Source organism: Arthrobacter sp. NPDC058097 (genome assembly GCF_042884885.1).
GTDB lineage: Bacteria > Actinomycetota > Actinomycetes > Actinomycetales > Micrococcaceae > Arthrobacter.
On the sequence record NZ_JBHVSZ010000003.1, the window covers coordinates 17,950 to 36,998 of the forward strand.

The window sequence follows — 19,049 nt, forward strand, 5'->3', positions numbered from 1 at the left end:
GTTTCCTCCTAGGCCTTGGCCGTCGTGCCGACGTTGATGCGGGGGTCCACCAGCGGGTAGATCAGGTCCACCACCAGGCTGGTGACCACGAAGATGGCGGCCGCGAGGACAACGAGGGTCTGCACCACGGGAATGTCCCGGCTGTTCACTGCCGTGACCGTTAGCCGGCCGATGCCGGCCCGCGAGAACACCGTTTCGCTGACCACGGCGCCGGCCAGCAGGTTGCCGACGAGGATGCCAAGCATCGTCAGGGTGGGGATGGCCGCGTTGCGGAGTGCATGCCCGAAGTTGATGAGCGCTTCGCTCGCACCCTTGGCGCGGACCTGCTCGATGTAGGGCTCGCCGAGGGTCTGCCGCAGGCTGCGGGACAGCAGCTGGGCGATGACGGCCGCCGTCGGGATCGCCAGGGTGAGTGCCGGCAGGACGATGCTGGCGGCGCCGTCGTTGCCGATCGCTGGAAACATCCGGAGCCGGAAGGAGAACAGCTGCAGGAGCAGCAGCCCGATCCAGAACGTCGGCACCGCGATCCCCAGGGGCGGCAGCGAGGCGAGGGCCTGCCGCACCCACCGGTTGCGGCTGAAGGTTGCCGCAGTAGCGAGGGCACTGCCGAGCAGCACAGCCAGCGCGAATCCTGCCGCCGCGAGCTTGATGGTTTCCGGCAGCACCTCGGCCACGGACTGGGTGGCCGCCACGCCGTTCTTGATGGAGATGCCGAAATCGAGCTGCAGGGCCTTGCCCAGCGCGATGAGGTACTGCTCATGGAGCGGCCGGTCCAGCCCGTATTCGCTCCGGAGCTTCGCCACCAGCGCCGGGTCCACGGCATTCTGTTCGTCCCCGCTGGCCATGATGCTCACGGCGTCGCCCGGGAGCAGGTACAGGATGAAGAAGGACACGGTGTAGGCCGCCCAGAGCACAAAGGTGCCCTGGAGCAGGCGTTGCCCGATGTAGCGGATCACTACTTGCTCAGCCAGGCGTCGTAGAAGTCCAGGCGGCTGGAGGCCTCGAACTTCAGGTCGTGCACCTTGTCGCTGGCGGAGATCGTGGTGGAGAGCTCGTACAGCGGGATGGAGTGTGCGTCCTTGATGAGTGCTTCCTGGGCCTGGTCCACGAGCTTCTGCCGCGCATCCTTGTCCAGTGCGGCGGCCTGGTCGCCGAGGGTGGTGTCCACCGGTAGAGCAGAACGGAGGTTGTTGCCGCCGCGGGCCGTGTCGCCGCCGAAGACGGTCCGCAGGACGTCCGGGTCGCTGCGGGTCAGGTTACCGTAGGAGAAGTCGTAGTCCTTTTTCGCCTGGGCCGCCGTGACGTCAGCGATGGTGGTGAACTTCAGCTGGAGGTCAATGCCCACAGCCTTGAGCTGCTGCTGCACGAGTTCCAGGACTTCCTTCGGGGACTGCCAGTAGGTAACCGAGAAGGAAAGCTTCTGGCCGTTCTTGGCGCGGATGCCGTCCGCCCCGGGCTTCCAGCCGGCGTCGTCCAGGAGCTTCTTGGCGCCGTCGGGATCAAACTTCAGCAGATCACTGAAGTCCTTGAAGAACGGGGTGGTGTGGGACAGCACACCCTTGGCCGGCCGGTCTGCCTCGGTCAGCAGCGTCTTGGTGATCTCCTCACGGTTGATGGCCTTCGAGATCGCCTGGCGCACGGCCGTCTCCTTGAGCTTCGGCGTGGATTCATTGGAATACAGGTTGTAGACCACGCCCGGGTTTGCCCTCGTCTCCTTCCAGAAGCCGTTGCCGTCAAAGAGCTTGATGTCCGCAGCCGAGATGGCCGCCGTCGCATCGATCTGCCCGGACTGCAGACTGCCCGTGCGGTTGCCGGCCTCCGGGATGATCTTGAAGGTGACGGTGTCCAGGTAGGCCTCACCCTTGTTGCTGTTCGTGGACGCCGGCCAGGAGTACCCGGCCCGGCGCTGCAGGACCGCTTCCTTGTCCACCGTGTAGCTCTTCACCGTGAACGGGCCCGAGCCTTCGAATTTTCCGGCGCAGCGGTCCGCCTCGCTGAGTTTCGCCGACGCCGGGGACAGCAGCCCCAGCGTGAAGGTGGAGGTGGCCTGCAGGAACTGGGCGTTGGGCTTGGCGAAGTCCACCACCACGGTCTTCGGGTCCTTGACCGTGATGCCGCTGACGTCGCTGAGGTATGTGGAGCCCAGGGTGGCCTTGGCGCCGAGGGCCCTGATCGCCTCGAAGTTGGTCTTGACCGACTGCGCGTCAATGGGCGTCCCGTCGGCGAAGGTGGCCCCGCTCCGGAGGGTGAAGGTGAAGCTCGTGGCGTCCTTGTTCGCCTCGAACTTCTCGGCCAGCCAGGGGACGATTTGGCCGGTTTCCGGGTCCTGGGAGGTCAGTGACGCCACTGTCTGGCGGGCGACGGCGATCGCATCGTTGTTGCCCACCTGCTGCGGATCGATGCAGCCGCGGTCCACGGAAACGGCGAAGTTGAGGTTGCCGCCCCGGATGGGGGTGCTGCTGGCACCCGGCTGGGATCCGGCGTCGGATGTGCCGCCGCACGCGGCGAGCAGCAGCGTAACGGTTCCCAGCAGCGCACCTGCGGCCGCTGTCCTGCCCACCCGCCGGCCCCTGGCCGTTCCAGCACGGTTGGAAGCAGTGTTGATGTTTCGGGCGGTCATGCTACTTCCTCGTTCTCGGTGGTGGTCACCGAAGCGAGCGAGCCGCTGCGGTGTGACAGCGGGGCGCGGAGCCCCAGGTTTTCGCGAAGCGTGGTGCCTTCGTATTCGGTCCGGTAGACGCCGCGGTCCTGGAGCCTGGGGACGAGCTCGTTGACGATGTCGTCGAGGCCGGAGGGGACGATCCACGGTGTGATGTTGAAACCGTCAACGGCACCGGCGTGGGCGTATTCGGCGAGCAGGTCGGCGACGTCGTCGAAGGAGCCCACGAGCCCCCGTCCGTTGAGCTGGGCGCGGCCGGAGACGAACTGCCTGATGGACTGCCCCTTCTCCCTGGCCTCAGCCCGCCACTCCGCGGCAAGCTGCCGGGCGTTCTTTCCGTGGAACGCGTTGCCGCGGGTGGGGTCGGTGACGTCCACGACGGGGTCAACGTCGGGAAGAGGGCCGTCGGGGTCGTATTCGCTGAGGGTGCGCCCCCAGAACTGCTCAAGGAACGCGATGGCGGTCTGCGGCCCCACCTGCCGTTCGCGGACCCACTGGTGCTTTTCCTCCGCTTCCTTGGCGGTGGGTGCCAGGATGAACTCCTGCCCCGGAAAGATCTTCACGTCATCCGCCGGCCGGCCCGCCTTCAGTGTGCGGGCCACAATGTCCTCGCGGAACTTCTTGGCCTCCTCCAGCCCGGCATGCCGGGAGAAGATGACGTCCGCGTTGCGGACCGCGAAGTCGCGCCCGTCCGGGGAGTCGCCCGCTTGGAACAGGACCGGATGGTGCTGGTTGGAGCGCGGGAGGCGGCCCGTGATTTCGACGTCGAAGCTCGTGTCTTTGCGGCGGACGGGGGTGATGCCGTCCTCGGCCAGCCACCGGCGGGAGCCCCGGGACCCGGCGATTGCGCCGTCAGCCCAGGAATCCCAGATCGCTTTGGCGGTCTGGACGAATGCTTCTGCCCGGATGTAGCGGTCCTCGTGAGCCAGGAAGCCGCCGCGCCGGAAGTTGGCGCCGGTCCAGGCGTTGTCCGTGGTCACGATGTTCCATGCGGCCCGGCCGCCGGAGAGGAGGTCCAGGCTGGACAGCCGGTGAGCCAGGTCCGCGGGATCGTTGTACGTGGTGTTCTGGGTGGCCACCAGTCCGATGTTGGTGGTCACGGCAGCCAGGGCGGCGAGCGCCGTCTGTGCGTCCGGCCGGCCGGCGACGTCGAGCTCGTGGATCCGGCCCAGGTGTTCGCGGAGCCGCAGCCCTTCGCCGAGGAAGAAGGCGGTGAACAGCCCCCGTTCTGCGGTCTGTGCCACCCGGCGGAAGGATTCGAAGTCAGTCTGGGATCCGCTCTCTGGATCACGCCAGACTGTGGTGTGGTTGACGCCCTGGAAGAAGACGCCGAACTGGATCTGGCCGTTGCCGGCCGTGCGCGGGGATGAGCTCACGGGTCTGGCCTCTCTAGAGGGCCGCGGCAGCGGCGTAGCGGTTGGCGGGGCGGGGCAGGCCGAACGATTCACGCAACGTGCCGCCCGGGGCGGGGCTGGACAGCAGACCGGTCCGGCGCAGTTCCGGCAGCACCAGGGCAGCCAGCTCCGGCAGGTCGGTGTCCAGCACACCGGGGCGAATCCGGACACCGTCGCCCTGCTGGAACAGCCCGGCCAGGAGCTCCACCAGTCCGGCAGCGTTTCCCACGTAGCGGGCACCGCCGTCCCACTTCCCGTGCGCGTCCAGCTCGGCCAGCCGGTCGGCTGCCCGCTGGCCGCGGGCGTCGAGGACCACGTCCAGTTCCAGGAGCGTGCGCGGGGCACCGGCATTCCGTGCAGCCTCCGCTGCTTGCGCAAGTTCCTCGGGCGTGGCCGCGCTGACCAGTGCGACGTCGGCCTCGACGGCGGGCAGGAGCGCCGCCGGGGCGAACACGGGCAGCTGCCCCTGGAAGGGGCGCGGAATGATGGACGGGCCCTTCACGGAAAAGCGGCTGCCCTCGAAGTCCGCGTAGTGCAGCTTGCCGGCGTCGAGGTAGCGGCCGGTGGCGGCGTCCCTGATCACCGCGTCGTCTTCCCACGAGTCCCACAGCCGCCGCGCGCTCTCGACAACGTCCGCCGCCTCCGTGCCGGCCTCTTCGGCAGCAAGCAGGTCACGGCCCACCGATCGTGCTTCCTGCAGCGTGTTCTCCGCGCTGACGAGCCACCCTGCCCGGCCGCGGGAGGAGTAGTCCAGGCTCGCCAGCTGGGTGGCCACGTGGAAGGGCTCCGTGTAGACCACGCCTGCCTCGGGCACCAGGCCGATCGACCGCGTCACCGGGGAGGCGAAGGCCGCCCGCTGCACCGCGTCGATCCGCCCCGCGATTCCGGTGGCCCCGGTGTCGGTGGTCCGTGAGTCGTGGAAGGTGGCGAGGTGGAAGCCGGCGATGTCCGCTGCCTGGACGGTTTCCCGGATGCGGGCGCCGGTCAGCAATGCGCCGGGCTCGTGCGCGGCAAACCGCCAGGCTGCCGGGTGGGCGCCGTCGCCGTCGAGCTCGATGCCGAGCACAGCGGGCCGGTTTTTGGGTGTGGGTAGTGAAGGCATGGTTCCCTCTTTTAGGGGCCGCGGACGGCCGTCTCGACATTCACTTGCCGCAAGTGCGGCCAGGTCTGTTTCCGGAGCACCCCGCCATCAAATGCCTGAGGGTTGCCGCAGCACGAGCCGGTCCTTGGCGTGCTGACTCTGGACCTAGATGTTGAATCTAGGAGGGCCGCCCGGACATTTCCAAACCGCCTGTCGCAGGGTGTTAATTCCGGAAATGGGGCGTCAAGCGGCGGCGCATTCCGTCATGCGCGGCCGTCGTATGTGACGGATTTTGGGCTCCGGTTGCCCCCGGTTTCCGGACGTTGAGGACGGTGACGGAGGAGTTTGGCGGGCGACGGCGTCTCCGTAGTGTGCTGCCATGCCCAAGCCTTCAGCCGTTCCCCTCTCGGTCCTCGATCTCAGCCCCGTCTCCGCCGGCCAGACGGCGACGGACGCACTGCGGAACAGCATTGCGCTGGCTGTCTCGGCGGAGGCGCTGGGGTACAGCCGCTACTGGCTGGCCGAACACCACCTGAGTCCCGGCGTGGCCGGCTCCGCCCCGCACGTCCTGTCCGCGCTCATCGCCGCGGCCACCAGCACCATCCGGGTGGGAACGGCGGCAACCATCCTGGGGAACTACCGGCCGGTTCAGATCGCGGAAAACATCGGGACGCTGTCCGCCCTCTATCCGGGACGCGTTGACCTCGGTTTCGGCCGGTCGGGCGTGCCCAAGGCCCCGGCGGAAGGAGAGGCCCCAGGGGCTGGTGTGCCGGCAGACGCTTCGCCGGGTGCCTCCGGCAGACTTTCCGGCAGCCCCGCCGGCAACCGTGTGGTGGACGGTCTGGTGGTCCCGGCCCCGCGGCCGCTCTTCGGCAGGAAGTTCCCCGAGCGCTTCCAGGTCCAGGCCGATCTGCTGGGGCGGGTACCCGGCGATGCGGACAACTTCGAAAGCGACGTCCAGGACGTCATCGCGTTCTTCGCCGGCGAATACCGCGCTGCCCACGGCACGGAGGTCACCGTACACCCCGCACAGGGCCACGCCCCCGGGTTCTGGATCCACGGGTCGAGCGCCGGCCCCAGTGCCCGGCTCGCCGGAAAGCTCGGCCTGCCGTTCGGAGCCAACTATCACGTGGCGCCCGCGGCGGTCCTGGAGTCGGTTGGCGAATACCGCTCGCACTTCAAGCCGTCCACCACCCTGGCTGAGCCGTACGTGGCTGTTTCTGCCGACGTCGTGGTGGCCGAGACCGAATCCCGGGCCGGAACCATCGCCGCCGGGTACGCGGACTGGGTCCACAGCATCAGGACCGGCCACGGCGCCATTCCCTACCCCGCGCCGGAGGACGCCGCCCGCTGGCCGGAACTGGAACCGGACGACGCGGACCTCATCCAGGACAGGCTGGACACCCGGTTCGTGGGCGACCCCCGTCAGGTGGCGGAGGGGCTCCGCACCCTGCAGCGCGTCACCGGAGCCAATGAGCTGCTGGTCACCACCATCACCCACCGCCAGGCCGACCGGATCCGCTCCCAGGAGCTGCTCGCGCAGGCCTGGGGACTCACCTGACATCCCACTGCAAGATCAAACAACACCCGAAGGAGCACCACATGAGCACCGAACAAACCACGGACGATCCGCAGCTGGTCAGCGCCGAGGAAGCCGCCCGGCTTATCGGCGAAGGGGCCCTCCTGATCGACGTCCGCAGCCGCAAGGGCCGGGCCAGCACCGGCGCTGTTCCGGGCGCCGTAGTGGTGGACCGCGAGAACGTGGCCCAGGGCTTTGGGCCCGAGTCCCCCGCCCGCCTCGACGGCGTGACCGGAACGGACCAGCAGATTGTGGTCTTCTGCGGCTCGGTCAACGGCTCGCGTCCCGTGGCGGAGAAGCTCAGGCTGCTGGGCTACTCCCGTGCAGTGCATGTCGACGGCGGGTTCCCGGCACTGCGCGACGCCGGGGTTTCCCAGCACGGGGCTGACGGCGGACGTTGAGGAACCGGCTCAGGTTCAGCAAGCGGCCGTCTAACGGGAGTTCGCCAGCGCCTGGTCCGCCGCGTGTCCAGCCAGCTCCGGCTCCTCCGACGCCATTGCGGTTGCGGCGGCGCACCACCGCTGTGCGGATCCAGTCGAGGCTGCCGGCGGCGATGGCAGCGGCCGTCAGGGCCGAACACAGAAGAATGCCGTGGTGGAACGCGGCACGGTAGCCGCCGTCCGCCGCTACAGATCTGGTGACGCCGGCAAACCCGGACCCTGCGTGCAGGAACAGCCCGGCCACGGCCGCCGAACACAGCGCCGCCGAGAAGCGCTGGCTCAGCTGGTAGAAGCCGGCCGCCACCCCGGCCGTTCCCGCCGGAGCATGCCCCAGTGTCAGGGCCTGGTTGGGCGCCACCACGAGGCCGGTCGCGACTCCCTGCAGCAGGCCTATTGCGGCAACCGCCAAGGCGCCCGCGGAGTGGTCCAGATGCTGCACGGCAACGTCCTTGGCGATCAGGGTGCCGAGGCTGGCGGCCAGGGCAAAGACGATGCCGGCCCGGCCAAACCTGGCGACGAACCGCCAGCTGGACCCGGAGGCCAGCAGCATGCCGGCGGCCTGCGGTGCCAGGATGCCCGCCGCGGCCAGCGGAGGGAGGCCGCTTCCGGACAGGAAATAGAAGGCGGTGACCGCGGACATCGCCGCACCCACGCCGAACTGGCAGAGCGCCACGACGGTCCCCAGCACGTAGCCCGTCGATCGGGCCAGTCCGGCGCTGAGCAGGGGCGTCCGCCCCCGCCGGTGGTACAGCAGCTCCCAGCCCGCAAAGCACAGGAGAACCGCTGCTCCCCCGGCCAGCCAGGCCGGGGTCGAGTCAGGCGTGCCGTAAACCGTAGGGACAAGGAAGGCCACCACCACCGCGCCGAGCAGCAGGGCACCTACCCCGTCGACGGAGGCAGACCGGGCACTGTGGTCCCGGCCGGGACGTGCCGGGAGGAACCGGAACGCCAGCGGCACCAGGAGCACCACCAGCGGGACGTTCATGAGGAAGAGCACCCGCCAGCCGGCAGAGTCCCCGGCGGCGGAGAGAATCAGGCCGCCGGCGAGGGGACCGCACACGGCGGCGAAGCCCCCTGCCGCAGCGTAATAGCCCAGCGCCTTGGCCCGCCGGGTCCCGGAAAACAGGTCCTGCAGAAGCCCGAGGACCTGCGGGTTCAATGTCCCGGCGCCAAGCCCCTGCAGCAACCGGGCGACGATCACCAGAGCCGGATCGGAGGCCAGCCCGCCCACCAGGCTAAAGGCACCAAACACCATGATTCCTGCGATGAACAGCGCCCGGCGGCCCAGGACGTCCCCGAGCCGTCCCGCCGGGACCAGTGCAACCCCGAACGCCAGTGAGTAGCTGGCCAGGATCCACTGCACCTGGGCAGGGTCAGCGCCCAGCCCGGCAGTCATCGCCGGAACCGCCAGGACGAAGACCGACTGGTCAAGGAGGGTGATGAAGCCGGCGCCGAGGCACAGCCACAGGCCGGCGCGTGCTGATGATTCCTTCTGTGTCGCTCCCCGCCCCATGTCCGGACTCTAAGGCGTCCCCGCGGGCCCAGCCGCATTGCGGGTCGGAGGATGAACCCCGGTGAACGCCGGTGACGGAACCCGGCCTGCCGCCGTCGTAATCCGGTGTCAACGGCGGGAAAACCGGACATCAAAGCTCATGCGAAGACACACGTGGCAACCTGGCTTAGGGCCCTTTTGCGGCGGGCTGCGGGGCGGCCTAGCGTTCCAGCCATGACAGTTCATGAGTCCGTGCTGGACGCGATCGGCAACACGCCACTGGTCAGGCTCACCCGGTTGGGAGCAGGGCTGCGGCCGCGCATCTACGCCAAACTCGAGTTCCAGAACATCGGCGGCAGCGTCAAGGACCGCGCGGCGCTGTCCATGATCCGTGCGGCCGAGCGGGACGGCCTGCTGGCGCCCGGCGGCACCGTGGTGGAAGGAACCAGCGGCAACACGGGGATCGGCCTGAGCCTCGTGGCCGCGCACCTCGGCTACCGCGCGGTGGTGTTCGCGCCGGCGGCAACTGCGGCGGAGAAGATCCGGCTGCTGCGTGCCTACGGTGCCGAGGTGTCCCTCGTGGCCGACTTCGTCCCCCGCAGCCACCCCGACCACTTGGCCAACCGCGCGGCCCGGTTCGCCGAGTCCACCCCGGGCGCCTGGCTGGCGCAGCAGTACGACAACCCGGCCAACCCCGGAGCCCATGTGGAATCAACAGGCCCGGAGATCTGGGACGACACGAACGGTGCGGTGACCCATCTGGTGGCCAGCGTGGGTACCGGCGGGACCATCACCGGGACGGGCCGGTTTCTCAAACAGGCAAGCGGCGGATCAGTCCAGGTGGTGGCCGCCGACCCCAACCACTCCGCGTACGGCGGCGGCGACGGGGCCGCCAAGTACGTCGAAGGGGCCGGCCATGCCGTCCACCCTGACTCAGTCGTGGACATCTGGCCCCAGGCGTTCGATACTTCGCTCGTGGACCGTTTCGTGCGTGTCAGCGACAGGGAATCCATCCTCACCGCACGCAAGGCAGCACGCGAAGAGGGGCTGCTCGTGGGCGGAACCGCCGGCACCGCGCTGGCTGCGGCCCTCCGGCTGGCTGAAGAACTCGACGAGAGCCACACGGTGGTGGTGATCGTCCCGGATTCCGGGCGCAACTACCTCTCCACGTATTTCGACGACGGCTGGTTGACCTCCGCGGGCTTCCTTCAGCCGGCAGCGGAGGACGGAACAGCCGGGAGCCTGCTGTCAGCTCCCGCCGCGGGCGTGCATATTCTGCCCGTCTCGTGCACCGTGGCCGAGGCGCACACCGAGCTGCAGCGGCGTGGCCTGGAGGACGGCGAACCTGCCTTCGTTGCCCTGGACCGCGGGGCCTCGTTCGGTAGCGTCCACCCGCGGGAAGTCGCTGCGGCGGTGACGCTGGAATCGCTGCAGGCAGCCTTGTCGTCAGGGCCGTCGCGGGCGCACGAGCCGGCCGCAAGTCACGGCATCGCATTTACCGCCCTCGGCACTGGCGAACTGCTGGCGGACGTTCTGCCGGCCGGCACCCTGCGGGATGGCGGTGTGCTGGCGCTGCTAGTTGACGGACGCATCGCCGGCGCGGTGACGGGAGGATAGGTTGACGGCCGGGCTAACCGGCGGCTAAAGAGCGGAAAACCCCTACGGCTTCCAGCCGTAGGGGTAGACGTTGAATGCGGCGTCCGAGTATTGGGGTTTCAGGTCCGGGGAATCCCTGCCCGGTTCACGGGTGCCGGCCAGCAGCGGCAACGCCGCCCAGATACCGCCCGCCGTGAGGAGCGCCAGGAAGGCCGCGGACAGCAGGAGGACGCTCATGCCCGCCTGCCAGCTGCGGGGCGGAGGCGGACGCCGTCGCGGTTGCCGTACATCTGGCGGCCCTGGCCGGCGGCACTGATGATCCACACCAAGGCTGAGTCCGGCGTCTTGGAGTCGACGCGGCCGGTGTAGGAGTGTCCGGCGGGCAGCGTGACTTCAACCGTTGCGCCAACCTTGATGGCGTTCCAGTTCTCCGCGGGCTGCCACACGTCGTCGTTCATTTCCGGCTGTGCGTGCCGGCGGCCGCGCCGCCGGGACGTGGCCTTGACCCTGGCCACGCCGCCCCGTGTCATGCGACGCCCTCCAGGATCTTGGCGTTTTCCTGCACGGCGACGTAATCACCCTTGAAGAAGAGGAGGGGATCGACGTCGGAACGGGCGCTGAGGGCGCGGACCGCGGCCACCACAATGGTGTGGTCGCCGCCGTCGTACTCCTGGTGGAGCTCGCAGTCCACCCAGGCAAGGGTGCCGTCAAGGACCGGGTTGCCGAGGGGCGACGGCGAGTGGTCGACGCCGGCGAACTTGTCGGCCCCGGACCGCGCGAACTGCGCCGCAAGGTGCTGGTGTTCGGCGGGAAGGATGTTGACGGTGAAGCTGCCCGCAGCACGCAGCAGCGGCCAGGTGCTGGAGGTCCGTGCCGGGCTGAAGGTCACCAGCGCCGGTTCCAGCGAGAGGGAGGCGAAGGACTGGCAGGTGAACCCGGCGGGGCCGCTCTCGGTGGCTGCAGTGATCACGGTCAGGCCCGTTGCGAAGTGGCCCAGGACATTACGGATCCGGCGCGGGCTGAGGTCTGAGAGTTCCGTCATGGCGAGTCCTTTCGAAGCGTGTAGACCAAATCAAGCACCTTGCTGGCCGCTTCCCAACCCCGGCTGCAACGAACTGACGCGTATGGAAACGCAGCTTCACGGCCCGAAGCGGGGCGTAACAAAACAGGCCCTAATGCGGGCCATGGGTGACGAAGAACGTCGGGGCATGTCGCCGGTGTGGGAGCCCCACCGCTGCGCGTTTAGCCTGTGATGCAGGCCAGCGGCCAGCCCAACAACATCAAAGGAGTCCACGCGTGACACTGCCAGGCACAGCAACGCAGTACAGGATCCGCGAGGCCAGGGAGTCAGAGCTCGACGCGGTCGGACGGCTGACCTACGAGGGCTTCGGGCACCACCTTCCGGGCTCCCCCGTTCCTGCGCCCGACCGCTTGGAACTGCTGCTCGATGCGGCGTCGCGGGCCAGGGAGGGTGTGCTTCTGGTCGCCGAGGACGAGGCCGACGGCGGCCTGGTGGGTACCGCGAGCCTGTTGCCTTTTGGTTCATCCCTGGCCCGCCAGGCTCTCGACGGCGAGATGGAGCTGCGGCTGCTGGCGGTGCTGCCGCAGGCCCGCCGCTCGGGCATCGGCAGGAGGCTCCTCGCCGAATCCGCGAACCTCGCACGGGCCACAGGTGCCAGCGGCCTGGTGCTCGACACCGGGGCGGACAATGAGCGGTCGCAACAGCTCTACCGGCGCTTTGGCTTTGTCCGGCGGCCGGAACGGGAGCGACCGCGGCCGGCACCGAAAGTCCAGCTGGTGGTCTACACGCTGGACCTCGCGGGCTACCAGGCTGCGTAGTCCTCTAGCCTCCACGGCGTAGTCAGCCGCAATGTGGCGACCGACTTCTACACAGGCAGGACACCGCGGTCGGGGCTTGCCTAGGCTGACCGTACGTGGTGTGCCCGAGAGGCCAGGGAGCGGTCTGCAAAACCGTTTACGCGGGTTCGAATCCCGCCATCACGTCTGATGCGGGAGGACTGTTCAGGCGTTGGAGGACGACGGCGCCGGGCGGAGATAGTCGGTAAGGAAACCGGCGAGGGTGCCTCCCATGAGTACGGCGAGCGCCGGCATGAGGGTTATGGGCCCCACGCTGTCCCGGAGATCGATGCCGAGGAAAGGCGTGACCACGACGGCCAGCACGTAGACCAGGGCCACTACCGTTGAAACGGTGGTGACGGCGCTTCCCCGTGACCGGCGTTTTCCTTTCGGGAACTGCTTCGCATACTCCTGCGCAGTCCCGAATTCGTCCTTCGCGGGCGTTCCGGTGGCTGCCTCGTGGGCACGCACCTCCGCCAGCGTTTCGGCGATCTGCGGCTCGGAGATGCCACGTATCCGCAGGTTGAAGGCCAGGTCGCGCTCGTACTTCATGGGGTTTCCTGTCTGTTGGTCCGAATCCTGCTGAGTGCTTCATCCATCTGCTGCCAGGCGTCCGCTGCGCGTGCGAGTTCCGCACGGCCCTCACCAGTGATTGCGAACTGCTTGCGGCCCGGCCCCGCAGTGTCGTGCTGCCATTCATGGCTGACCAACCCCTGCTCCTCGAGCCGCCGCAGCAGCGGATACAGCGTCCCGCCCTGTGTCTTTGGAAACCCGCCGGACCGGAGAACCTCGATCATGGCGTAGCCGTGCATCTGTCCCTGCCCCAGGAGCCCGAGGACCGCATGCGGAAGGGCAGCCCGGGTCAACTCCTGCTGCCAGTCGATTCCGCTCACATTGTAGATAGTGTCACTACTTAGTTTGGCTGGCAACCGCCCTTGGCCGCTACCGGCAAGATTCGACTGTCACATTCGGATATGCGGTAAAAAGGAGCAGTAATTACCGTAAATAGGGGATTATGGTGCGATGCCAAGAATCCGCATCTCCGAAGCTGCGCGCTTCCTGGGCGTCAGCGACGACACCGTCCGGCGCTGGACCGAGAACGGGACGCTCACGCCCGTCAAGGACTCCTCCGGCCGGCTGGCCGTCGAGGGGCTGGAGCTCGCCCACCTCGCCCGCGACCAGGCGCAGCTGCCCGGGGACCCCACCCGTGTGGGCAGCTCGGCGCGCAACCGGTTCGTCGGCCTGGTCACCGGCATCACCGCGGACAAGGTCATGGCCCAGGTGGAGCTGCAGTGCGGCCCGTTCCGCGTCGTCTCCCTCATGAGCAGCGAAGCTGTGAGGGAGCTCGGCCTGGAGCTCGGGTCGGTGGCCACCGCCGTGGTCAAAGCCACCACTGTCATCATCGAAACGCCCCAAGGAAAGAGCATCATATGAGCATCACCCGCGTGCGCATCAGCGCAGTGCTGGCCGCCGGCGCGCTTGCCGCCGGACTGGCGGGCTGCGCTGCCTCCACTACCGGCACAGCCCCGAGCGGCTCCGCGAGCGCAGGCACCGGCGCCGAGAAGCTGTCCGGCACCCTGACCGTTTACGCCGCCGCGTCGCTCAAGTCGACCTTCACCAAGATCGCCTCCGAGTTCGAGGACGCAAACCCCGGCGCTAAAGTCACCCTGAACTTCGCCGGGTCTTCGGACCTGGTCACGCAGATCACCCAGGGCGTCCCGGCCGACGTTTTCGCCTCCGCCGACACCAAGAACATGGCCAAGCTCTCCGACGCCAAGCTCATCGACGGAACGGCAACCAACTTTGCCACCAACGTCCTGGAGATCGCAGTTCCGCCGGCCAACCCGGCGTCGATCACGTCTTTCGCAGACCTGGCGAAGCCGGGCGCCAAGGTGGTTGTCTGCGCACCCCAGGTGCCGTGCGGCTCCGCCACCGAGAAGGTGGAAAAGGCCACCGGAACCACCCTGAAGCCCGTCAGTGAGGAATCCTCCGTCACGGACGTCCTGGGCAAGGTCACCTCCGGGGAGGCCGACGCCGGCCTGGTCTACGTGACTGACGTCAAAACCGCGGGCGACAAGGTCAAGGGCATTCCGTTCAGCGAGTCGGACCAGGCCGTAAACACCTACCCGATCGCCACCATGGGCAGCAGCAAGAACAAGGAGCTGGCCAAGGCCTTCCTCGCCATGGTCACCGGCAACGAAGGCAGGAAGGTCCTCAGTGACGCCGGTTTCGGCACCCCGTAGCAAGGCCCGGGCAGCCAGCAAGACAAACCGGCGGGACAGCGGCTACACCGGTGTCCCGCCGTGGGTGTTCATCCTCGCGGCGGCAGGGGGCCTGTTTGTCCTGCTGCCGCTGGCCGCCATGGTGGCCAGGGTCAACTGGGGGCATTTCGTCCCGCTCATCACGTCGGAATCGTCCCTCACGGCGCTGGGCCTGAGCCTGCGCACCTCGGCCGCCAGCACGGTGCTCTGCATCGTCTTCGGGGTACCGCTGGCCCTCGTCCTGGCCCGGGCCAGCTTCCCCGGCCAGCGGCTGCTGCGGGCCTTCGTGCTGCTTCCGCTCGTGTTGCCGCCGGTCGTCGGCGGCATCGCGCTGCTGTACACGTTCGGCCGGCAGGGCCTGCTCGGGCGGAGCCTGGAGCTTGCGGGGATCCAGATCGCCTTCTCCACCACCGCCGTCGTCCTTGCCCAGACGTTCGTGGCGCTGCCGTTCCTGGTGGTCAGCCTCGAAGGCGCGCTGCGCACCGCCGGCACCAAGTACGAGGCGGTCGCGGCAACCCTCGGCGCCCGCCCCACCACTGTGCTGCGCCGGGTCAGCATTCCACTGGTCCTGCCCGGTCTTGCCTCCGGTGCCGTGCTGTCCTTCGCGCGCTGCCTCGGCGAGTTCGGCGCCACCCTGACGTTCGCCGGCAGCCTGCAGGGCGTCACGCGAACCCTGCCGCTGGAGATCTACCTGCAGCGCGAAACCGACGCCGATGCCGCCGTCGCGCTGTCCCTGGTACTGGTCGCGGTGGCCGTCGCCGTCGTCGGGCTTTCCTTCCGGCGCCCCCGGGCGCTGACGGCAGAGGCGGGACCAGAATGACCTTCGAACTCAATGCCGCGCTGCACGCACGCAACTTCGACGTTTCCCTCGCTCTCGGGGCCGCGGAAACCGTCGCCGTGCTGGGCCCCAACGGCGCGGGCAAGTCCACGCTGCTGGGGGTCATCGCCGGGCTCCTCCGCCCCGACAGCGGGCACGCCGTGCTCGGACAGAAAACGCTGTTCAAGCTCGACGCCGGGACGAACCACTTCCTGCCGCCGCACACCCGTGGAACAGCGCTGCTTGCACAGGAACCGCTGCTGTTTCCGCACATGAGCGTGGTGGAGAACGTCGCCTTCGGGCCGCGGGCGGCCGGAGCGAACCGGGCCAGTGCGCTGGAGACCGCGCGGCACTGGCTGGCTGAGGTGGAAGCCTCGGAGTTCGCGGACCGGCGGCCAGGCCAGCTCTCGGGCGGGCAGGCGCAGCGCGTCGCGATCGCCCGTGCGCTGGCCGCGGACCCGGAGCTGCTGCTCCTCGATGAACCCATGGCCGCCCTCGACATCCATGCCGCCCCCATGCTGCGCAGGCTCCTCAGGCGGGTCCTCGCCAACCGACGCGCGATCATCATCACGCACGATGTCCTGGATGCGCTCATGCTCGCGGACCGGGCCATCGTCCTCGAGGGCGGGCGGATCACCGAGGAAGGGCCCACCCGCGGGGTACTTGAAAGACCGCGCAGCAGGTTCGCCGCCGGGTTGGCGGGCATGAACCTGCTCCCCGGCACCATCACGGACCGCGGGCTGACGTCCGGCGGCGGGCTGGAGATCACCGCGCACCCAGAGGACGGTGCCGTGCCCGGCCAGGAAGGTGTCGCCGTCTTTTCGCCGACGGCGGTCTCGGTCTTCCCGGGCGCCGAGCACGGCAGCCCGCGGAACTCGTTTGCCGTCACCATCACAGATCTGGAACCCCACGGCGACCAGATCCGCGTCCACGCCGGCGGCCTGTCCGCGGACATCACCCCGGCGTCCTCAGCGGACCTCGGGCTCGCTCCCGGGATGACCGTCTACTTCGTCATCAAGGCCACCGCCATCGCGGTTTATCCGGCGTAGTTGGCCCGACAAGTGTGCTCCGGCCAGCCCGCCCATGCCCTGGAACCCGAATGCTTTTTTGCAACCCCTGTAACCGCCGGCCCTCACCCGGAAACTAAGCCAGTGTTCGTGTCACTCACTCTGGGGGAAGGGCTCTGCAGCCAAATGAAGAAGACCATCGGCATCAAGGCAGGACTGGCAGCCATCGTTGCCGGCGTCCTGCACTACTACCAGGCGAACAAGGCCACGTGGGCAGCCCGGAAAACCTTCACCGGCGGCTGGGGACCGTACACCATCGCCGGCAACTGACCACAGGTTAGACGGGACGGACGACGGCGGGACCTCCCGCCGTCGTCGTCTTCCGTTCAGGTGACGGCGGCCGTTCGGTTGGCCAGCACCGCGGACAGCGCCAGGACAAGGACGCCAGCCAGCGGCACCACGAAGAGGCCGGCCCGCAGGCTGGCGGCATCGGCGATGGCGCCCACGACCGGCGGCGAGACGAGGAAGCCGACTCGCATCAGCCAGCTGACCATCGTGAGTCCGGTTCCGGGCCGCAGTCCGGGGAGCTCGTCCGCAGCGTGCATGGCGGCGGGAACGAGGGTGGCCACGCCGAGGCCGGCGGCGGCGAAGCCGAGTATCGTTCCGGGGATGCTGGGGAAAACCAGGGCCGTGCCCATGCCGACGGCGGCAATGATCCCGCCGGCGCGCGCCACCGTCCGCTGGCCGAAGCGGTCCACGAGCCGGTCGCCCAGCAGGCGGCCGATGAACTGCGCGCCGGTCAGCGCCACGAAGCCCAGGCCGGCGACGGTGGTCGCTGCTCCGAGGGTGTCGCTGAGGTAGATCGCGGACCACGAACTGCCGGCGTCCTCCACCAGGGCGCCGGCCGTGGCGATGAGCACCAGGGCGGCCAGGACTCCGTACTTCGCGGCTGCACCCCGGGAGGCTGCTCCCCGGGCGGCCGCGGAGGAACCCGTGTCCGGCGCCGCCGTTCCGTCCGCCGCACCGGCGGCAGCACCGTCGTCGTCCGGTTCCGGCCCGGGCAGGAGGAAGCGGTAGCAGCACAGCGTCAGCGTGGCGAAGAGGGCGGCGGAGATCGAAAGGTGGATTCCGGGCGCAAGATTCAGGCCTGCCGCCGCGGCGCCCATCAGGCCGCCCAGCACAGCGCCGATGCTCCATACCGCGTGCAGCGAGTTGATGATGGAGCGCTGGTACAGCCGCTGGACGCGCAGCCCGTGGGCATTCTGCGCCACGTCGGTCACCGCGTCCATCGCTCCGGCGAAGAAGAGCGCGGCCGCGAGCAACGCCCAGGACGGCGCCATGCCGGCGCACAGGATGCCCAGGCTGGTCAGGATGGTGCCCGCAACCGCGACCCGCGACGACCGGAAGCGCCGGATCAGCACGCCGGCGGCGAGCCCCGCGAGCAGGGCGCCAAGCGGGAAGGCCGCCACAGCCAGGCCGAACTGCGCATTGCTCAGGCCCAGGTCCGCCATGATGGCCGGGTAGCGGGGCAGCAGGTTGGCGAAGAGCGCACCGTTGGTGAGGAAGAGGATGGCCACGGCGGCGCGGGCCTTGCCGTTCCGGCCGGGCGGGGCGGCGACTGCTGCGGACGGCGCTGTTGTCGACGGGATGTTCACTGCGGGGTCACTATTCTGTTCACGGCGTCGCGAACGGTCTCGGCGGACATGGGATTCAGGGCCAGCGCCCGGTGGATGGAGAGGCCCTCGATCAGGGCGTCGAGCATCACCGTTGTGGCGGGGTCAAAGTGCCGCTCGAGGGCGGCGCGGCTCCTGGCCATCCAGGTGTCGGTCACGCGGCGCAGGTCCGGCCGGCGCGCCGCCAGGGCGTAAAGCTCGTAGGTCAGCAGGATGTTCCGGCGTTCCCCGAGCAGCTCCCCCGTGATGAGCCCAACCACCGCTTCCCGCGCCTCGTCGGGACTTTCAGCGCCGGCGAGCGCTGCCTCGAACCCGTCGGCGGTGTCGTCGGCGAGCTTCGTGAAGGCGGCGGCGAGGAGGTCGTCGAGGCCCTTGAAGTGGTACGTCATCGAACCGAGCGGGACGTCCGCGGCCTGGGCCACCTTCCGGTGGGTGGTGGCGGCAACGCCGTGCTCGGCAATGACGTCCAGGGCCACCTCGATGAGCCGCTGCCGGCGGTTGGGATCGTGCCGCCGCGCGCTGCCGCCCCTGGGCGGGGCACTCATATGCTGCGGGGAGCTCATATGCTGCGGATGACGCGGGCAGGATTGCCGACGGCGACGACGTTCGCCGGCACGTCCTTCGTCACCACGGCACCGGCGCCGATCACCGAGTTCTCCCCCACGGTCACGCCGGGCAGGATGATGGCGCCGCCGCCGATCCAGACATTGTCGCCGATGGTGATGGGCTGCGCAGCCTCGAGCTTGTCCCGGCGCGGACCGGGCTCCACCGGGTGGGTGGGCGTGAGCAACTGGACATTCGGGCCGATCTGCACGTCGTCGCCGATGGTGATGGGAGCAACGTCCAGCGCCGTGAAGTTGAAGTTGATGAAGGTCCGGGCGCCGATCCGGATGTACTTGCCGTAGTCGACAAACAGCGGCGGCCGGATGTCCGTGTCCTCGCCGATGGAGCCGAGGAGGTCCGCCAGGATCCGCGTGGCCCCATCCCGATCCCCGGCCCACGTCCTGCCGTAGCGGTCGGCGAGCTCCATAGCGCGCGCGTTGTCGGCGGCGAGGTTCGGATCGTCGGCGATGTACAGGTCTCCCGCGAGCATCCGCTCCCGCATCGTCCTGCTGTCGCCGGCAAAGTACTGCTCCACAATAAATCCCTTCGGAAGGCGTTACGTACAAACGTACACTGCTTGCGTACGGATG

General features: G+C 68.8%; 22 protein-coding genes, 1 tRNA gene and 1 riboswitch. Of the genes, 10 read left to right on the forward strand and 13 right to left on the reverse strand.

Features of this window, described 5'->3' with window-relative positions:
- Positions 1-8: 8 nt before the first annotated feature.
- From ACFVTE_RS06580 to ACFVTE_RS06595, 4 genes are read right to left on the reverse strand one after another with little or no spacing between them, the layout of a single operon-like run.
- Positions 9-956, reverse strand: a complete 948-nt coding sequence (locus tag ACFVTE_RS06580; protein ID WP_387098392.1) for an ABC transporter permease — start codon at positions 954-956, stop codon at positions 9-11.
- The gene (locus tag ACFVTE_RS06585; RefSeq protein ID WP_387098394.1) at positions 956-2,620 is read right to left on the reverse strand and encodes an ABC transporter substrate-binding protein; all 1,665 of its coding nucleotides are present in this window, start codon (positions 2,618-2,620) and stop codon (positions 956-958) included. The genes ACFVTE_RS06580 and ACFVTE_RS06585 overlap by 1 nt, the downstream gene beginning before the upstream one ends.
- Complete coding sequence (locus ACFVTE_RS06590; RefSeq protein WP_387098396.1) at positions 2,617-4,035, reverse strand: NtaA/DmoA family FMN-dependent monooxygenase; 1,419 nt, start codon at positions 4,033-4,035, stop codon at positions 2,617-2,619. Before ACFVTE_RS06590 ends, ACFVTE_RS06585 begins: the two co-directional genes overlap by 4 nt.
- A gap of 13 nt (positions 4,036-4,048) precedes the next feature.
- The gene (locus tag ACFVTE_RS06595; protein WP_387098398.1) at positions 4,049-5,155 is read right to left on the reverse strand and encodes an LLM class flavin-dependent oxidoreductase; all 1,107 of its coding nucleotides are present in this window, start codon (positions 5,153-5,155) and stop codon (positions 4,049-4,051) included.
- Between the two features lie 35 nt (positions 5,156-5,190).
- A riboswitch (SAM riboswitch) is annotated at positions 5,191-5,300 on the reverse strand.
- A gap of 213 nt (positions 5,301-5,513) precedes the next feature.
- Here ACFVTE_RS06595 and ACFVTE_RS06600 point away from each other — a divergent pair.
- Positions 5,514-6,695 (forward strand): LLM class flavin-dependent oxidoreductase, encoded by a 1,182-nt coding sequence (locus ACFVTE_RS06600; protein ID WP_387098400.1) that lies wholly within the window; start codon positions 5,514-5,516, stop codon positions 6,693-6,695.
- A gap of 41 nt (positions 6,696-6,736) precedes the next feature.
- Positions 6,737-7,114 (forward strand): rhodanese-like domain-containing protein, encoded by a 378-nt coding sequence (locus tag ACFVTE_RS06605; RefSeq protein WP_387098402.1) that lies wholly within the window; start codon positions 6,737-6,739, stop codon positions 7,112-7,114.
- Here the strand turns inward: ACFVTE_RS06605 and ACFVTE_RS06610 are convergent.
- Complete coding sequence (locus ACFVTE_RS06610; RefSeq protein ID WP_387098404.1) at positions 7,014-8,666, reverse strand: MFS transporter; 1,653 nt, start codon at positions 8,664-8,666, stop codon at positions 7,014-7,016. The genes ACFVTE_RS06605 and ACFVTE_RS06610 overlap by 101 nt on opposite strands.
- A 213-nt stretch (positions 8,667-8,879) precedes the next feature.
- Between ACFVTE_RS06610 and ACFVTE_RS06615 the strand changes: the two genes are divergently transcribed.
- Positions 8,880-10,262 carry a PLP-dependent cysteine synthase family protein gene (locus ACFVTE_RS06615; RefSeq protein WP_387098406.1) on the forward strand — a complete coding sequence of 461 codons (1,383 nt, stop codon included), beginning with the start codon at positions 8,880-8,882 and terminating at the stop codon, positions 10,260-10,262.
- 42 nt (positions 10,263-10,304) lie between these two features.
- Here ACFVTE_RS06615 and ACFVTE_RS06620 read toward each other — a convergent pair whose 3' ends face one another.
- Genes ACFVTE_RS06620 through ACFVTE_RS06630 form a run of 3 tightly spaced genes read right to left on the reverse strand, consistent with a single transcriptional unit; the run spans position 10,305 to position 11,283 of the window.
- Entirely contained in the window at positions 10,305-10,478 is a 174-nt protein-coding gene (locus ACFVTE_RS06620; protein WP_387098408.1) for a hypothetical protein, read from the reverse strand.
- On the reverse strand, positions 10,475-10,771 hold the full coding sequence (locus ACFVTE_RS06625; RefSeq protein WP_387098410.1) for a hypothetical protein: 297 nt from the start codon (positions 10,769-10,771) through the stop codon (positions 10,475-10,477). The genes ACFVTE_RS06620 and ACFVTE_RS06625 overlap by 4 nt, the downstream gene beginning before the upstream one ends.
- On the reverse strand, positions 10,768-11,283 hold the full coding sequence (locus tag ACFVTE_RS06630) for a flavin reductase family protein (RefSeq protein WP_387098412.1): 516 nt from the start codon (positions 11,281-11,283) through the stop codon (positions 10,768-10,770). Before ACFVTE_RS06630 ends, ACFVTE_RS06625 begins: the two co-directional genes overlap by 4 nt.
- Positions 11,284-11,537: 254 nt before the next feature.
- Between ACFVTE_RS06630 and ACFVTE_RS06635 the strand changes: the two genes are divergently transcribed.
- Together ACFVTE_RS06635 and ACFVTE_RS06640 are read left to right on the forward strand one after the other, a co-directional pair.
- Positions 11,538-12,080 carry a GNAT family N-acetyltransferase gene (locus ACFVTE_RS06635; RefSeq protein WP_387098414.1) on the forward strand — a complete coding sequence of 181 codons (543 nt, stop codon included), beginning with the start codon at positions 11,538-11,540 and terminating at the stop codon, positions 12,078-12,080.
- A 94-nt stretch (positions 12,081-12,174) separates the two neighbouring features.
- A tRNA-Cys gene (locus ACFVTE_RS06640) sits at positions 12,175-12,245 on the forward strand.
- A gap of 18 nt (positions 12,246-12,263) precedes the next feature.
- Here the strand turns inward: ACFVTE_RS06640 and ACFVTE_RS06645 are convergent.
- Positions 12,264-12,650 carry a hypothetical protein gene (locus ACFVTE_RS06645; protein WP_387098416.1) on the reverse strand — a complete coding sequence of 129 codons (387 nt, stop codon included), beginning with the start codon at positions 12,648-12,650 and terminating at the stop codon, positions 12,264-12,266.
- Positions 12,647-12,991 carry a PadR family transcriptional regulator gene (locus ACFVTE_RS06650; RefSeq protein WP_387098418.1) on the reverse strand — a complete coding sequence of 115 codons (345 nt, stop codon included), beginning with the start codon at positions 12,989-12,991 and terminating at the stop codon, positions 12,647-12,649. Before ACFVTE_RS06650 ends, ACFVTE_RS06645 begins: the two co-directional genes overlap by 4 nt.
- A 130-nt stretch (positions 12,992-13,121) precedes the next feature.
- Between ACFVTE_RS06650 and ACFVTE_RS06655 the strand changes: the two genes are divergently transcribed.
- From ACFVTE_RS06655 to ACFVTE_RS06675, 5 genes are all read left to right on the forward strand, one after another.
- Complete coding sequence (locus ACFVTE_RS06655) at positions 13,122-13,532, forward strand: molybdopterin-binding protein (RefSeq protein ID WP_387098420.1); 411 nt, start codon at positions 13,122-13,124, stop codon at positions 13,530-13,532.
- Positions 13,529-14,341 carry a molybdate ABC transporter substrate-binding protein gene (modA, locus tag ACFVTE_RS06660; RefSeq protein ID WP_387098422.1) on the forward strand — a complete coding sequence of 271 codons (813 nt, stop codon included), beginning with the start codon at positions 13,529-13,531 and terminating at the stop codon, positions 14,339-14,341. The genes ACFVTE_RS06655 and modA overlap by 4 nt, the downstream gene beginning before the upstream one ends.
- Positions 14,316-15,179 carry an ABC transporter permease gene (locus tag ACFVTE_RS06665; RefSeq protein WP_387098424.1) on the forward strand — a complete coding sequence of 288 codons (864 nt, stop codon included), beginning with the start codon at positions 14,316-14,318 and terminating at the stop codon, positions 15,177-15,179. The genes modA and ACFVTE_RS06665 overlap by 26 nt, the downstream gene beginning before the upstream one ends.
- A complete protein-coding gene (locus tag ACFVTE_RS06670; RefSeq protein WP_387098426.1) occupies positions 15,176-16,225 on the forward strand; it encodes a sulfate/molybdate ABC transporter ATP-binding protein in 1,050 nt (349 codons plus the stop codon). The genes ACFVTE_RS06665 and ACFVTE_RS06670 overlap by 4 nt, the downstream gene beginning before the upstream one ends.
- 108 nt (positions 16,226-16,333) lie before the next feature.
- A complete protein-coding gene (locus ACFVTE_RS06675; protein ID WP_387098428.1) occupies positions 16,334-16,513 on the forward strand; it encodes a hypothetical protein in 180 nt (59 codons plus the stop codon).
- A 56-nt stretch (positions 16,514-16,569) separates the two neighbouring features.
- Here the strand turns inward: ACFVTE_RS06675 and ACFVTE_RS06680 are convergent, their stop codons facing one another.
- From ACFVTE_RS06680 to ACFVTE_RS06690, 3 genes are read right to left on the reverse strand one after another with little or no spacing between them, the layout of a single operon-like run.
- A complete protein-coding gene (locus ACFVTE_RS06680; RefSeq protein WP_387099013.1) occupies positions 16,570-17,832 on the reverse strand; it encodes an MFS transporter in 1,263 nt (420 codons plus the stop codon).
- A gap of 2 nt (positions 17,833-17,834) precedes the next feature.
- Entirely contained in the window at positions 17,835-18,419 is a 585-nt protein-coding gene (locus ACFVTE_RS06685) for a TetR/AcrR family transcriptional regulator (protein ID WP_387098430.1), read from the reverse strand.
- On the reverse strand, positions 18,416-18,997 hold the full coding sequence (locus ACFVTE_RS06690) for a sugar O-acetyltransferase (protein ID WP_387099015.1): 582 nt from the start codon (positions 18,995-18,997) through the stop codon (positions 18,416-18,418). Before ACFVTE_RS06690 ends, ACFVTE_RS06685 begins: the two co-directional genes overlap by 4 nt.
- Positions 18,998-19,049: the final 52 nt, after the last annotated feature.

Bases quoted from the DNA above. Each gene is read 5' to 3' on its own strand.
- ACFVTE_RS06615 (WP_387098406.1), top strand. From the start codon at position 8,880: ATGACAGTTCATGAGTCCGTGCTGGACGCGATCGGCAACACGCCACTG.
- ACFVTE_RS06670 (WP_387098426.1), top strand. From the start codon at position 15,176: ATGACCTTCGAACTCAATGCCGCGCTGCACGCACGCAACTTCGACGTT.
- ACFVTE_RS06600 (WP_387098400.1), top strand. From the start codon at position 5,514: ATGCCCAAGCCTTCAGCCGTTCCCCTCTCGGTCCTCGATCTCAGCCCC.
- ACFVTE_RS06685 (WP_387098430.1), bottom strand. From the start codon at position 18,419: ATGAGCTCCCCGCAGCATATGAGTGCCCCGCCCAGGGGCGGCAGCGCG.
- ACFVTE_RS06620 (WP_387098408.1), bottom strand. From the start codon at position 10,478: ATGAGCGTCCTCCTGCTGTCCGCGGCCTTCCTGGCGCTCCTCACGGCG.
- ACFVTE_RS06655 (WP_387098420.1), top strand. From the start codon at position 13,122: ATGCCAAGAATCCGCATCTCCGAAGCTGCGCGCTTCCTGGGCGTCAGC.
- ACFVTE_RS06605 (WP_387098402.1), top strand. From the start codon at position 6,737: ATGAGCACCGAACAAACCACGGACGATCCGCAGCTGGTCAGCGCCGAG.
- ACFVTE_RS06630 (WP_387098412.1), bottom strand. From the start codon at position 11,283: ATGACGGAACTCTCAGACCTCAGCCCGCGCCGGATCCGTAATGTCCTG.
- ACFVTE_RS06645 (WP_387098416.1), bottom strand. From the start codon at position 12,650: ATGAAGTACGAGCGCGACCTGGCCTTCAACCTGCGGATACGTGGCATC.
- ACFVTE_RS06625 (WP_387098410.1), bottom strand. From the start codon at position 10,771: ATGACACGGGGCGGCGTGGCCAGGGTCAAGGCCACGTCCCGGCGGCGC.
- modA (WP_387098422.1), top strand. From the start codon at position 13,529: ATGAGCATCACCCGCGTGCGCATCAGCGCAGTGCTGGCCGCCGGCGCG.
- ACFVTE_RS06610 (WP_387098404.1), bottom strand. From the start codon at position 8,666: ATGGGGCGGGGAGCGACACAGAAGGAATCATCAGCACGCGCCGGCCTG.
- ACFVTE_RS06585 (WP_387098394.1), bottom strand. From the start codon at position 2,620: ATGACCGCCCGAAACATCAACACTGCTTCCAACCGTGCTGGAACGGCC.
- ACFVTE_RS06595 (WP_387098398.1), bottom strand. From the start codon at position 5,155: ATGCCTTCACTACCCACACCCAAAAACCGGCCCGCTGTGCTCGGCATC.